The 12,575-nt window shown below is 70.4% G+C and carries 15 protein-coding genes; 7 read left to right on the top strand and 8 right to left on the bottom strand.

The annotated features are described in order from the left end of the window. Positions 1-6: 6 nt before the first annotated feature. Genes mftD through mftA form a run of 4 tightly spaced genes read right to left on the bottom strand, consistent with a single transcriptional unit; the run spans position 7 to position 2,938 of the window. Positions 7-1,281: a pre-mycofactocin synthase MftD gene (gene mftD, locus HOQ23_RS04790; RefSeq protein WP_172212313.1), complete on the bottom strand. Its 1,275-nt coding sequence runs from the start codon at positions 1,279-1,281 to the stop codon at positions 7-9. 12 nt (positions 1,282-1,293) lie between these two features. Continuing rightward, the gene (gene mftC, locus HOQ23_RS04785) at positions 1,294-2,541 is read right to left on the bottom strand and encodes a mycofactocin radical SAM maturase (RefSeq protein ID WP_172212311.1); all 1,248 of its coding nucleotides are present in this window, start codon (positions 2,539-2,541) and stop codon (positions 1,294-1,296) included. Further along, positions 2,538-2,810, bottom strand: coding sequence for a mycofactocin biosynthesis chaperone MftB (gene mftB / locus HOQ23_RS04780; protein ID WP_172212309.1), 273 nt, complete (start codon positions 2,808-2,810; stop codon positions 2,538-2,540). The genes mftC and mftB overlap by 4 nt, the downstream gene beginning before the upstream one ends. Then, positions 2,810-2,938, bottom strand: a complete 129-nt coding sequence (gene mftA / locus HOQ23_RS04775; protein ID WP_172212307.1) for a mycofactocin precursor MftA — start codon at positions 2,936-2,938, stop codon at positions 2,810-2,812. The genes mftB and mftA overlap by 1 nt, the downstream gene beginning before the upstream one ends. 103 nt (positions 2,939-3,041) lie before the next feature. On the opposite strand from mftA, the gene mftR reads away from it, so the two are divergent. From mftR to HOQ23_RS20490, 7 genes are all read left to right on the top strand, one after another. Beyond that, positions 3,042-3,611 (top strand): mycofactocin system transcriptional regulator, encoded by a 570-nt coding sequence (mftR, locus tag HOQ23_RS04770; RefSeq protein ID WP_172212305.1) that lies wholly within the window; start codon positions 3,042-3,044, stop codon positions 3,609-3,611. A gap of 132 nt (positions 3,612-3,743) precedes the next feature. After that, entirely contained in the window at positions 3,744-4,865 is a 1,122-nt protein-coding gene (locus tag HOQ23_RS04765) for an NDMA-dependent alcohol dehydrogenase (RefSeq protein ID WP_172212303.1), read from the top strand. Positions 4,866-4,872: 7 nt separating this feature from the next. Continuing rightward, positions 4,873-5,295 (top strand): nuclear transport factor 2 family protein, encoded by a 423-nt coding sequence (locus tag HOQ23_RS04760; RefSeq protein ID WP_172212301.1) that lies wholly within the window; start codon positions 4,873-4,875, stop codon positions 5,293-5,295. After that, positions 5,292-5,747 (top strand): nuclear transport factor 2 family protein, encoded by a 456-nt coding sequence (locus tag HOQ23_RS04755; RefSeq protein WP_172212299.1) that lies wholly within the window; start codon positions 5,292-5,294, stop codon positions 5,745-5,747. Before HOQ23_RS04760 ends, HOQ23_RS04755 begins: the two co-directional genes overlap by 4 nt. Then, complete coding sequence (locus tag HOQ23_RS04750; protein WP_172212297.1) at positions 5,744-7,189, top strand: aldehyde dehydrogenase; 1,446 nt, start codon at positions 5,744-5,746, stop codon at positions 7,187-7,189. The genes HOQ23_RS04755 and HOQ23_RS04750 overlap by 4 nt, the downstream gene beginning before the upstream one ends. A 190-nt stretch (positions 7,190-7,379) precedes the next feature. Beyond that, positions 7,380-8,330: a class II glutamine amidotransferase gene (locus tag HOQ23_RS04745; protein WP_172212295.1), complete on the top strand. Its 951-nt coding sequence runs from the start codon at positions 7,380-7,382 to the stop codon at positions 8,328-8,330. A 143-nt stretch (positions 8,331-8,473) separates the two neighbouring features. Next, the gene (locus HOQ23_RS20490; RefSeq protein WP_216653605.1) at positions 8,474-8,617 is read left to right on the top strand and encodes a hypothetical protein; all 144 of its coding nucleotides are present in this window, start codon (positions 8,474-8,476) and stop codon (positions 8,615-8,617) included. A gap of 3 nt (positions 8,618-8,620) precedes the next feature. On the opposite strand, the gene HOQ23_RS04735 is transcribed toward HOQ23_RS20490, so the two are convergent. The 4 genes from HOQ23_RS04735 to HOQ23_RS04720 form a co-directional block, all read right to left on the bottom strand. Then, positions 8,621-9,073 (bottom strand): GNAT family N-acetyltransferase, encoded by a 453-nt coding sequence (locus tag HOQ23_RS04735; protein WP_216653604.1) that lies wholly within the window; start codon positions 9,071-9,073, stop codon positions 8,621-8,623. 61 nt (positions 9,074-9,134) lie between these two features. Beyond that, positions 9,135-10,019 (bottom strand): CoA ester lyase, encoded by an 885-nt coding sequence (locus tag HOQ23_RS04730; RefSeq protein ID WP_172212291.1) that lies wholly within the window; start codon positions 10,017-10,019, stop codon positions 9,135-9,137. A 20-nt stretch (positions 10,020-10,039) separates the two neighbouring features. Next, positions 10,040-11,695, bottom strand: a complete 1,656-nt coding sequence (locus tag HOQ23_RS04725; RefSeq protein WP_172212289.1) for an AMP-binding protein — start codon at positions 11,693-11,695, stop codon at positions 10,040-10,042. 14 nt (positions 11,696-11,709) lie between these two features. After that, entirely contained in the window at positions 11,710-12,489 is a 780-nt protein-coding gene (locus tag HOQ23_RS04720; protein WP_216653603.1) for an enoyl-CoA hydratase/isomerase family protein, read from the bottom strand. Positions 12,490-12,575: the final 86 nt, after the last annotated feature.

Below are 12,575 nucleotides of genomic sequence, written 5' to 3'. Positions count from 1 at the left end.
CACGCCTCAGGCCTCGGAGGCGTGCCGCGCGCCCGCCACGCCGGCGGGGCGGGTCCCGCCCGCGGACCGGTGGAAGCCCTCGGGCACGAGCAGGTGCTCGGGGGTGACCTCTTGGATGGAGGAGACTCCGAGGCCCATCAGCGCCGAGTCGATACCGGAGCGGAGGACGTCGAGCACGTTGCCCACGCCCTGCTCACCGTTGGCCGCGAGGCCCCACAGGTAGGCGCGACCGATCATCACGGCGCGAGCGCCGAGGGCGACCGCCTTGACCACGTCCGAACCACGACGGATACCGCCGTCCATCACCACCTCGAGGTCCGAGCCGACCGCGTCGGCGATCGGCTTGACCAGGCGGATGGTGGCCGGGGTGCCGTCGAGGTTGTTGCCACCGTGGTTCGAGACCGAGATGGCGGCGGCACCGGCGTCGCGGGCCCGCAGGGCGTCGTCGATCCGGCAGACACCCTTGAGCACGAACGGCTTGCCACCGCTGATCTGGCTCCACTGCTCGCGCATCCAGGCGACGTCGTCCCAGGACGGCGGAGGAGTGGTCATCCACTCGTAGTAGGCACCGAAGAAGGTGGGCGCCTCCCCGCCGGGCGGGGTGAGGTTGGGGGCGGTCAGGTCGGGGATCTGGCCGGTGCGGCCGAACTGCCAGAGCCAGCGTGGCTTGGTGACCACCTTCGGGGCCATCCGCACCATGGTGGCGAGGTCGACCTTCTCCGGGATCTCGGGGCTGCCCCAGTCGCGGCCCATGGAGAAGGACCAGTCCAGGGTGGCGATCAGGCCGACCGCGCCGGCGTCGTGGGCGCGCCGCATCCGCTGGACGACGACGTCACGGTTCCCGGTCCAGTACATCTGGAAGAACGTGGTCGCGCCGGTGGCGGTGACCTCCTCGACCGACTTGGAGGCGAAGTTGGACAGTCCCATCAGCGTGCCCCGCGAGGCGGCCGCGCGGGCCACCGCGACCTCGCCGTCGGGGTGGACCGCCTGGACGCCGGTGGGGCTGAGCAGCACGGGCAGTGAGATCTGGTGGCCGAGCACCTCGGTCGCCATCGACCGCTCCGCCTGCTGTCCGGCGACGTGCGGCGCCAGGCCGATCTCGGCGAAGGCCGCCTGGTTGTCACCGACGGTCTGGCCGCGCTCGGAGCCCGCGACCAGGGCGCCGTACACCGGGGCGGGCAGCCGCTTGCGGGCCCGCTCCTGGGCGACCGCGACGGACTCGAACCAGGGGTTCTGCTTCCAGGGGTTCTTCAGCCATTCCGGCTTCTCGATCGCGCTCATGAGGATGTCCTTTTAGTTCGGAGGAGGGACGAAGCCCGCGAGTGGACTCTCGGCACAGGCCGAGGTCGGGGGCGCGGTCGGCGCCTGGAGCACGTCCGGGCGGCGGGAGAGGGTGAGCATCACCGGCTGGTTGCGGGTGGGTGCGGCCTTCGAGTGGTCCTGGCTCGCGGCCGGGACCGTGCGCTCCCCCGCGAGCGCCGCCTCGCCGTACCCCTGCACGCACTCGGGGTCGGGACCGTCGAGCGGCAGGCCTGTGAAGAACTTCGCCGCCATGCAGCCCCCGCGGCAGGCGTCGAAGAACGTGCAGGAGGAGCAGGCGCCACCGGTCTGCGGCGAGCGCAGCTCGGTGAAGAGGGCCGACTCCTGCCAGACCTTCTTGAAGCCACCCTCGCCGAGCAGGTTGCCGGCCAGGAAGTTGTCGTGGATGGCGAACGGGCAGGCGTACACGTCGCCGATCGGGTCGATCAGGCAGACCACCCGGCCGGCGCCGCACAGGTTCAGGCCGGGGAGCGCCTCGCCGAAGGCGGCGAGGTGGAAGAACGAGTCGCCGGTCAGGACGCCCTCGCCGTGGGCCATCAGCCAGTCGTAGAGCTCGCGCTGCTGCTCGGGCAGCGGGTGGAGCTCGTCCCAGACGTCGGCACCGCGGCCGGAGGGGCGCAGCCGGGTGAGGCGCAGGGTGGCGCCGAAGCGGTCGGCCAGCGCCTTGAACTCATCGAGCTGGCCGATGTTCTGCCGGGTGCAGACGACACTGATCTTGGCGTCGGAGAAGCCCGCGTCCTGGAGGTTCTGCAGCGCAGTGAGCGCAGTGTCGTAGGAGCCGGGGCCGCGGACGTAGTCGTTGACCTCGGCGGTCGCCCCGTCCAGGGAGATCTGCACGTCGACATAGCCGTTGCAGGCCGGCGAGGCGAGGAACGCGGCCCGCTCGGGGGTGAGCCGGACCCCGTTGGTGGAGAACTTGACGCCCACCTGGTGGTCCACGGCGTACTGGAGCAGGTGCCAGAAGTCCGGGCGGATCGTCGGCTCGCCGCCGCCGATGTTGACGTAGAAGACCTGCATCCGCTGCAGCTCATCGATGACCGCCTCGCACTGCTCGGTGGTGAGCTCGCGGGGGTCGCGGCGGCCGCTGCTGGACAGGCAGTGGGCGCACTCCAGGTTGCAGGCGTAGGTGAGCTCCCAGGTCAGGCAGATCGGAGCGTCGAGGCCGAGCTCGAACTGCTCGACGAGCGTGCCGTTCAGGGGTCGTTCGGGGGCGATGGTCACGCGGCCACTCCTTCGCGGGGGCGGATCATGTCGGTGCGGGCGAGCCCCTCGAGCGCCGCGGCGTACGCCGGGTGCTGGGCCTCGGGGACGCCGGCAGCGACCAGCGCCGAGCGGACGTCGGGCTGGTCGGCGAGCGCCCGGACCACTGCCACCAGCTCGGGGCGCTTGAGGAACGTGAGCTTGCGGTTGCCGAAGTGGTAGGCGAGCGCGCCGAACGGCTCCGGTCGCAGCGCCACGGCGGGTGACAGGGTCCAGGGCTCGTCGAGCATCAGTAGACGCCGCACATGCCGTCGATCGAGACCTCTTCGATCAGGCTCTCGGCAGTCAGCGGCTCCTCGGTCCGGGCCGGGGCGGCGGTGGTGGTGTCGGCGGTGTCGGTGCTGGCCTGGGGGGTCATGGTGTGTTCCTCTCTTCCCGTAGGTGTGACGTGCGTCCCACCATAAGTGCACTCATGGTCATAATGGAACCCATAGATTGCGCCGCGCCACCAGGAGGCAGTCATGGCACGACCCGAGGCCACGAGCCACGCCGCGATCGAGCAGGCGGCGTTCGCGCTCTTCAAGGAGCGCGGCTTCGAGGCGACCACCCTGGACGCGATCGCGGAGGCGGTCGGGGTCGGCCGGCGCACTCTCTTTCGCTACTACCAGTCCAAGAACGACATCCCCTGGGGTCGGTTCGACCTCACCCTCGAGGGATTCCGCGAGCTGCTCCGCGCCACCCCCGAGGGCCTCGGGGTCTACGCGGCCACGGCTCGAGCCATCGTCGAGTTCAACCGGTTCCCCGTGGACGCCTCACCCCCGCACGCGGAGCGGATGCGACTCATCCTCCGCACCCCCGCACTCCAAGCGCACTCCGCACTTCGCTACGCCGAGTGGCGCCGGGTGATCGCCGAGTACGCCGCGGCGCAGCTCGACGTCGAGAACGACGCACTGGAGCCCCGACTGCTCGGCCACGTGGGCCTCGCCCTGGCGCTCACGGCGTACGAGACGTGGCTCGACGACCCCTCCCGTGACGTCACCGACCTGCTCCGGGAGGGCACGTCGGCACTCGCAGCGCTCGCGGCCTCCTGACGCCCACGACTGCCACCGACCCCCGCTCCCCCACGTGGGGGACGCCCCTTGCATTTTCCCCCGACCGTGGTCAAGATCATAAACATCAATCGACTGGATCGGTTGTCATATTCGGGACAGGGGATGTCATTCATGAAGATCCAAGGCGCACTGCTGTGGGAGCCCGGCACCAACTCGGGGTGGTCGGTGGAGGAGATCGAGCTGGACCCGCCCAAGCACGGTGAGGCGACCGTCAAGCTGGCCGCCTCGGGCATCTGTCACAGCGACGACCACCTGGACACGGGCGACATCCCGCTGGACTGGGCGCCCATCCTCGGCGGCCACGAGGGCGCCGGCGTGGTCACCGAGATCGGCGAGGGAGTCGACCACCTCGAGGTCGGCGACCACGTGGTGCTCTCCTTCCTGCCCAGCTGTGGCCGCTGCTCGATGTGCGTGAGCGGCCGCGCCAACATGTGCGACCTGGGCGCAGGCGTCCTGGCCGGCACCTCGCCCGACGGCACCCACCGGATCCACGTCAACGGCCAGGGTGTCGGCGCGATGTCCTACCTCGGCACGTTCGCGCCGTACGTCACGGTGCCGACCAACGCCCTGGTCAAGATCGACAAGGACATCCCGCTGAAGAGCGCGGCGCTGATCGGCTGCGGCGTGCCCACCGGCTGGGGTTCCGCAGTCCGCGCCGGCGAGGTGGAGCTCGGCGACACCGTCGTGGTCATCGGCACCGGCGGCGTCGGCATGAACGCCGTCCAGGGCGCCCGTCAGAAGGGCGCGAAGAACCTCGTCGCCGTCGAGCCGACCGAGCACAAGCGGGACCTGGCCAAGCAGCTGGGCGCCACCCACACCGCGGCCGGCCTGGACGAGGCGAAGGAGATCGTCGCGCACCTGACCAACGGCCAGGGCGCGGACGTCGTGATCATCACCGTCGGCGTGCTCACCCCGGAGTTCCTGCAGCCCGCCCAGGAGATGACCCACCGCGGCGGCACCATCGTGGTCACCTCCGCGGCACCGGTCAGCCAGCGCGACATCCAGCTCGACCTCTACACGTTCGCGATGTCCGGCAAGCGGATCCAGGGCACCCTCTACGGCACCACCAACGCGCAGAACGACATCCCCCTGATCGCGGACCTCTACCGCCGCGGGGAGCACAAGCTCGACGAGCTGATCACCAAGGAGTACAGGCTCGAGGAGATCAACCAGGCGTTCCAGGACCTGCGCGACGGCAAGAACGTCCGCGGCGTCATCGTCTATGACGACTGAGGCGCGGATGAGCTCTCAGGACGTGCTCGACATCGTCCGGGCGACCCACACCTACGCCCTCGGCCTCGACACGTTCGAGCCGGCGGTGGCGCTCTCGGCGTTCGCCGAGGACGCGGTGTGGGACGCCACGGCGGTGGGTCTGGCCCGGTACGAGGGACTCGAGGAGATCCGCGAGTTCTTCGAGAACGACGCCCGGTCGATCGCACGGCAGTTCCACATCCTCACCAACCATGTCGTGGACCTCGTCGACGCCGACCACGCGCAGGGCACCAACTACGTCTTCTCCGAGGGCGAGACCGTGGCCGGGGCGACGTTCAAGGCGATCGCCCTCAACGAGGACACCTACGTGCGCACCGACCAGGGCTGGCGGATCGCCAGCCGGGTGATCAGCCCCCTGACCACGCCCGAGATGGAGGGGTTCGCGGTATGACCGCCTCCAGCACCGGAGAGGCCGACAAGCGGGTGATCACCGCCTACCTGGACGCCGTGGGCTCGCTGGCCGTCGACCGAGTGGCCCCGCTCTTCCACGACGAGGGACGGCTGCTGCTCCCCTACGCACCCCTGGGGATCCCGCGCGAGGTCGCGGGACGCGAGGCGATCGGGGACTACTACGCCGCGCTGCCGGAGATGGTCGGCGCGCTCAACTTCTCGGGCTACGTGATCCGGGCGACCGAGGCGCCCGGTGACTACGTCGCCGAGTACACCTCGGACGCCACCATGCGCGCCACGGGGGCGGCGTACCGCAACACCTACATCACCAAGGTGACCGTGACGAACGGGAAGATCATCGAGCTCACCGAGTTCTTCGATCCCGTCCGGCTGGTCGAGGCCATGGGCGGCGCGGTCGTGCCGCCCGAGACAGAGATCGAGGAAGTCCCATGAGCACTGGCACCATCAGGAGCTTCGACAAGCTCTTCATCGGCGGGAAGTGGGTCGAGCCCGCCACCGATCACAAGATCGACGTCATCTCCCCGATCACCGAGGAGGTCATCGCCACCGTCCCGGAGGCGAGCGAGGCCGACATCGACAGGGCCGTCGCGGCTGCGCGCAGGGCGTTCGACGAGGGCCCGTGGCCGCGGATGAGCGCCGCCGAGCGGGCCGAGGTCCTGGCCCGGGTCGGCAAGGAGGTCGAGAACCGCCTGCCCGAGATGATCGAGGCGTTCACCGCCGAGATCGGTGCCCCTGCCGCGGTCAGCGAGGCCTTCCACGGCAACGCGATCAAGATGTGGGGCGACGCCTCCACGCTGCACGAGCGCTTCGAGTTCGAGGAGGAGCGCACCTGGGCCGACGGCCACGGCAAGCTCGTCCGGGAGCCGATCGGCGTGGCTGCGGTGATCATCCCGTGGAACGGCCCGGTCGCCACCGCGTCGCTGAAGATCGGTCCGGCGCTGGCCGCCGGCTGCACCGTGGTGCTCAAGCCGGCCCCGGAGGGGCCGGTCAGCACGATGATCCTGGCCGAGGCGCTCGAGGCAGCCGGTCTTCCCGAGGGCGTGATCAGCCTGCTGCCCGGTGGCCGCGAGGTCGGCGAGCACCTGGTCAAGCACCGGGACGTGGACAAGATCTCGTTCACCGGCAGCACCGCCGCCGGTCGCCGGATCATGAGTCTCGCCGGCGAGCGGATCGCTCGGGTCACCTTGGAGCTGGGCGGCAAGTCGGCCGGCATCATCGCCGACGACATCCCGCTCGACCAGGTGCTGCCCACGCTGGCCTTCGCCGGCATCGGCAGCTCCGGCCAGGTCTGCGCCGCGATCACCCGGATCGTGGTGCCCCGGCACCGCCAGGACGAGGTCGTCGAGGCGCTCAAGGGGATCTTCGAGGGCGTCAAGGTCGGCGACCCGCGCGAGCCCGACACCGTGATCGGCCCGCTGGCCGCCGAGCGCCAGCGTGAGCGGGTCGAGGGCTACATCCAGCTGGGCCTCGAGGAGGGCGCCCGTCTGGTCACCGGCGGTGAGCGGCCGAAGGACCTGGAGAAGGGCTGGTACGTCCCGCCGACGATCTTCGCCGACGTCCGCAACGACATGCGGATCGCCCAGGAGGAGATCTTCGGTCCGGTGGTCTGCGTGATCCCCTTCGACACGATCGAGGAGGCCATCCAGATCGCCAACGACTCCGACTACGGCCTCTCGGGCGCCGTCTACGCCTCCGACGTCGAGCTCGCCGAGAAGATCGCCCGTCAGGTGCGCACCGGCCAGATCTCGGTCAACACCTGGGGCATGTGCGTCGTGCAGCCCTTCGGCGGCTACAAGCAGTCCGGCCTCGGCCGCGAGGGCAACGTCGAGGGCCTCAGCGCCTTCCTGGAGACCAAGCTGATCCAGTACGCCTGAGCCGACGAGGCTCTTCCACGCGACCCGGGGGTCGTCCGAAAGATCGGGCGGCCCCCGGGTCGCGTCGCGTACGTGCCAGCGTCGCGTCGTAGCGCCGCGTGAGCACGCACCGCCGCATGGCACCGGGCCCCGACGGGCACTCACCCTGCGCCGTCCACCGCTCCCCACGACCCGCCAGGGAAGGAACCCCATGTGCCGAGTCCTCGCCTACATCGGGCCGGAGGTCCCGTTGAAGAGCCTGCTGCTCACCCCGGAGAACAGCCTCCTCAACCAGACCCTCGACCCCGAGCGCCACCCCCAGCTGCAGCTGGCCGGGTGGGGGTTCGCGGCGTGGAGCGAGCACCTGTGCGAGCCCGACCAGCCCTTCGTCTACCGCCGCCCCATGGCCGCCTTCTACGACGACAACGTCCACGGCGTCGTCCCGGGCCTGCGCACCAGCACCATGCTGGCCCACGTGCGCGCGGCGGACTACGACGCGCACGTCGTGCTGGCCGACGAGAACTGCCACCCCTTCATCTTCCGCGGGGCCCCGTGGGCCATCGCGCAGAACGGTGACGTCCCGAGCTGGCAGATCCTTCAGCGCGAGCTGCTGCAGCACTGCAAGGACGAGTACCTGGAGCAGATGACCGGCACCACGGACACCGAGTTCCTCTCCGTGCTCCTGCTCTCCCTGATGGAGAGCGACAGCGACGAGGACGTGAAGCGCGCCGTCGAGGAAGTGGTGCGGCTGATCGCGCAGGCGCGGCAGAAGCTCGACATCCCCGAGCTGACCAAGCTGAAGATGGCCCTGGTCTCCCCCCACCGGATCATCGGGATCAACACCGGGACCGGGCATCGGGGCGAGACCGATCCCGCCGGTGACTGGCGCGAGCTGCGGAAGGCCGAGCCCGGCACGGACGACTTCGCCCTCGGCATGCTGCTGGAGCCGATGTACATGCTGACGGGCCGCCACCTGCAAACCGATAAGGGTGCCTACGGCTTCGAGGAGTGCGGTGATGACCAGGCGACGTCCGCCATCGTCGCCTCCGAGCCGCTGACCGAGGAGACCGGTGACTGGTCCGAGCTGGAGTTCGGGCAGATCGTGTTCCTCGAGAATGACGGCGAGAGCATCACCCGGACCGTCGACCAGCTGAAGGTGTAGCCGTCCACCGGCCCCGAGCGAGGATGGACGGGTGGACGACGAGCGACCCGCCACCGAGTCGGTGTGGGACTACCCCCGGCCGCCCCGCGTGGCGCCGTCGGACGAGCACGTGGTGATCGGGCTTCGAGGCGCTCGCCGACCACGTGGCCTTCTACCCCGGGCGGATGGACCGCTGCACCGTCGACGGCGAGGTGGTCGTCGCCCAGGAGGGCGACTTCTACGGCGGCTGGATCACCAGCCGGGTGACCGGCCCGTTCAAGGGGGCACCGGGCACCTCCGGCTGGTAGGGCTCAGCCCTCGCCGATCCTGTCCGCCAGCGGTCGCGCGAACCGGATCTTGGCCGCCTCGTCCCTGCCCTCGACGCCAACGACCCGGTAGCCCGCCGCGACGAGGAGATGGAGCATGGCCGGGAAGCGGTTCATCGTCTTGACCTCCACCGACCGGTAGCCCCGGTCCCGGGCCCACTGCTCCTGGGCGACCCGGAGCGCGGCCGCCACCCCGCGACGTCGCCACGCAGGCACGACACCGCCGAGCCACGAGTAGAAGATCTCCGGGCGCTCCTCGTACCCCACTTTGTAGCCCACGAGCTCCCCGCCCGACTCCGCCACCAGGACGAGGTGCGGCGTGCCGGCCAGGCGCTGGGCGTACTGCTCGGGCGACCGTGCGCCACCGAACTCGGGGATGCCCGCCTCCACCCGCAACGCCTCGTCGACGGTGCCTGCCCTGACCGTGAACGCGTCCATGGCGCCCATCGTCGCGGAGCGGGCCCCGCCCCGCCGCGCTGCGCCGGGCAGCGGACCGGCGTCAGCCCTCGCCGCGCACCTTGCGGGCGTGCGCCAGCCAGTCCTTCGCCTTCTCCATGTGGGCGATGTCGACATGGGTGCCGCGGAAACGGACCGCCCCGTGTCCCTCGGCGACGGCCTTCTCCACGGTGGCGACGAGCTCCTCGTGGTAGCCCATCTCCTCGTCGGAGGGGGTGTAGACCTCGTGGACGACCGGGACGTGCGAGGGGTGAATCAGGATCTGCCCGCGGAAGCCCAACTGCAGGCCGTAGTCGGCGAACTCGCGCAGCCCCTCGAGGTCGCCGAGGTCCTCCCACAGGCCGGTGAGCGCGTGCAGCCCGTACTGCCGGCAGGCCAGCAGGATCCGGCTGCGCAGGTAGAGCGTCTCGCTCCCCTCACGCGACTGCCGGTATCCGACGGCCCGGGCGATGTCGGCGTGCGCCGACGTCGGGCCGATCATCGCGCCCACACGAGGCGAGGCGCCGGCGATCTCGACGGCGTTGGTGATCGCGTCGACCATCTCCACCGGCACCATCATCTCCAGCCCCTCGGCGTCGTTGCGCGCCTCGAACCAGTCGATCAGCGTCTCCCACCGGACCACGTCGGTGGCGTTGCGGATCTTCGGGGTGAAGAGCCCGGTCAGCTCGGGGCAGACCACGGCCTCCAGGTCGGCGCCCGCCATGCGGGTGTCGAGCGCGTTGGGCCGCACGAAGAGCCCCACGTCGGGAGACTGCGCGCGCAGCTCGGCGAGGGTGTCCCGCGCGGTCTTGCGGGCACTCTCCTTGAGGTCGGCCGGGACCGAGTCCTCGAGGTCGATGACGAGGCAGTCGGCGCCGGAGGACAGCGCCTTACGAGCCCAGTCCGGCTTGTGCGCCGGGACGAAGAGGATCGAGCGGTAGGGGTGCACGCGAAGACTCCTGGGGTGGCTCAGCGGTTGTCGGGGGTGCGGTCGTGAGTGTCGGGGGTGACACCCAGCTCGCGCAGCTTGGCCTTCTGCACCCGCTGCGAGGGCGTCTTGGGGAGGTCGTCGACGAACCTCAGGTAGCGGGGCACGGCGAACGACGGGATCCGGCCGTCGCAGTGCTCCCACAGCTGCTCGGGGGTGACCTCGTCCTGGGTGATCACGTAGGCCATCACCTCGTCCTCGCCGGCCTCGGTGGAGGCGGGGACGGCGATCACCGCGGTCTCGACGACTGCCGGATGGGAGAGGATCGAGGTCTCGATCTCGTAGGAGGAGATGTTCTCCCCTCGTCGGCGCAGCGCGTCCTTGAAGCGGTCGACGAAGTAGAACCAGCCTTCCTCGTCGCGGCGCAGCGCGTCCCCCGTGTGGTACCACAGGTTGCGCCACGCCTCGACCGTCTTCTCCGGGGCGTTGTAGTAGCCCATCGAGCAGATGAACGGCACCTTCGGCCGGATCACCAGCTCGCCGATCTCGCCGACGCCGACCTCCTCGTCGGTCGCCGGGTCGACGAGCGCGACGTCGAACCACTCGTCGGCCGCCAGGCCGGCGGCGCCCGCGGGGCGGTCCTCGCCGTACGGCGAGATGATCGGCGCCGAGGTCTCGGTGAGGCCGAAGACCTCGACGAATGCCTCGATCCCGTAGCGCTCCCTCATCGGCTGCACCAGGGTGGCGGCCGTGGGCGCGGCGAAGACGACCCGGAGCGGGTTGTCGGCGTCGTCCTCGCGGCGGTCCTGCTTCCAGATGAAGTCCATCATCACGCCGATGAAGTTGGTGACCGTCACCCGCGACTCGCGGACCTGGTCGATCCACCGGCTGGCGGAGAACCGGCTGCGGATCACGCACCGGGCCCCCGCCACCAGGGTCGGGTAGGCCGCCATGAACTGGGCGTTCCCGTGGAACAGCGGGGTCACCGTCATCCAGGCGTCGTCGGCGGTGAGCCGGACCAGGGAGACGCACTCGTCGGCGAAGAAGTACATCTGCGCGTGCGGCATCGCCACACCCTTGGACGGGCCGGTGGTGCCGGAGGTGAAGAGCACGGAGGCGAGGTCCTGGGGCTGGACGTCGGGCAGCTCGACGCTGGTGCCGTCGGGCAGTCCTGCCTCGAGCTCGTCCCAGGGGGCGGCCTCCCAGCCGGCCTCGCGGAGCACCTGGATCGCCTTGTCCTGCTGGCCGGTGTCGATCACCCAGAACTTGGTGATGTCCTGGGCGGCCTCCTTGATCGCGACGAACCGCTCTGCGAAGACGTCATCGATCACCGCGAGCCGCGCCTCGACGGTGCGCACCTGGTGGGCCAGGAAGTCGTGCTCGTACGCCGTGTTGATCGGCACCTCGACCAGCCCCGCAACCGCGGTGCCGATCCAGGTCCGCACGAACCGGGAGGAGTTCGCCGCGACCAGGACGACCCGGTCGCCCACTCCGGCGCCCTGGGTGAGGAGGTTGCGGCCGACGCGCTCGGCAGAGGCCAGCATCTCGGCGTAGGTCCAGGTGGCGTCCTCCTCCGGGGCGTCGAGCCAGACTGCGTCGGGGCGCTCGGCGGCGTGGTGACGCAGCACCGTGGGCAGGGCCCACTGGCTCCGGTCGGTGAAGGTCGGCTTCAGGTCGCGGTAGTGGCGGAAGGTCACGGATCCATCCCTCGTCAGGAGTTGTCGGCGCGCCGGGCGCCGCGGAAGTCGGGCTTGCGCTTGGCGAGGAAGGCGCGGGCTCCCTCGAGCATGTCCTCGCTGCCGATCGCCTGGACCAACGCACCGAGGTTGGCCGCCATGTTGTCCTTGGACTGGTTCCACCACTGGTTGGAGCTGGTCTTGGCGATCTCGAGGTAGCGCGGGCTGAGGGCGTCGATCTCGTCGAGCCACCGCTCGACCGCGGCGTCCAGCCCGTCGTCCGGGACGACCTCGTTGACCAGGCCCCAGTCGTGGGCCTGTGCGGCGGAGTAACGCCGGCACATCAGCGCCATCTCCTTCGCTCGCCGCTCACCGATCTGCACGGCCATCAGGTTGGTGGCGCCCAGGACCGGGGCGGAGCCGACCTTGGGACCGGTCTGACCGAAGGTCGAGCGCTCGGTGGCGATCGCGAAGTCGCACGCCACGACCAGCTCGTTGCCGCCGCCGGCCGCGGCACCGTCGACCGCCGCGATCACCGGGCGGGGACAGGCGCGGATCGCGTCGAGCAGCCTGAGCGAGGTCGTGAAGAGGCGCCGCAGCTGCGCCGGGTCCGGCTCGCCCAGCTGGGTGAGGGCCCCGCCCGCGCAGAAGCTGCCCCCGGCGCCGGTGATCACCACCGCGTTCGCCTCGGCCGCGTCCTCGACCGCGGTGATCATGGCGCGCGCCATGTCCAGGTCGTAGGCGTTGCGCCTCTCCGGCGCATTGATCGTGATCCACACGACGTCGCGGCGCTCGGCCACCTCGATGCTGCCCACCGGAACCTCCTTCTCACCACCTAATGATGGTGTTGATGATCAGCAATATAGCCTCGGATCCCGGCCGCCCGCAACGCATGGTGCCC

Origin of the sequence: Nocardioides sp. zg-DK7169, assembly GCF_013155365.1 — a bacterium.
GTDB lineage: Bacteria > Actinomycetota > Actinomycetes > Propionibacteriales > Nocardioidaceae > Nocardioides.
The sequence above is the reverse complement of the archived record's forward strand: the minus strand, read 5'-3'. Positions and strand labels throughout refer to the sequence as shown.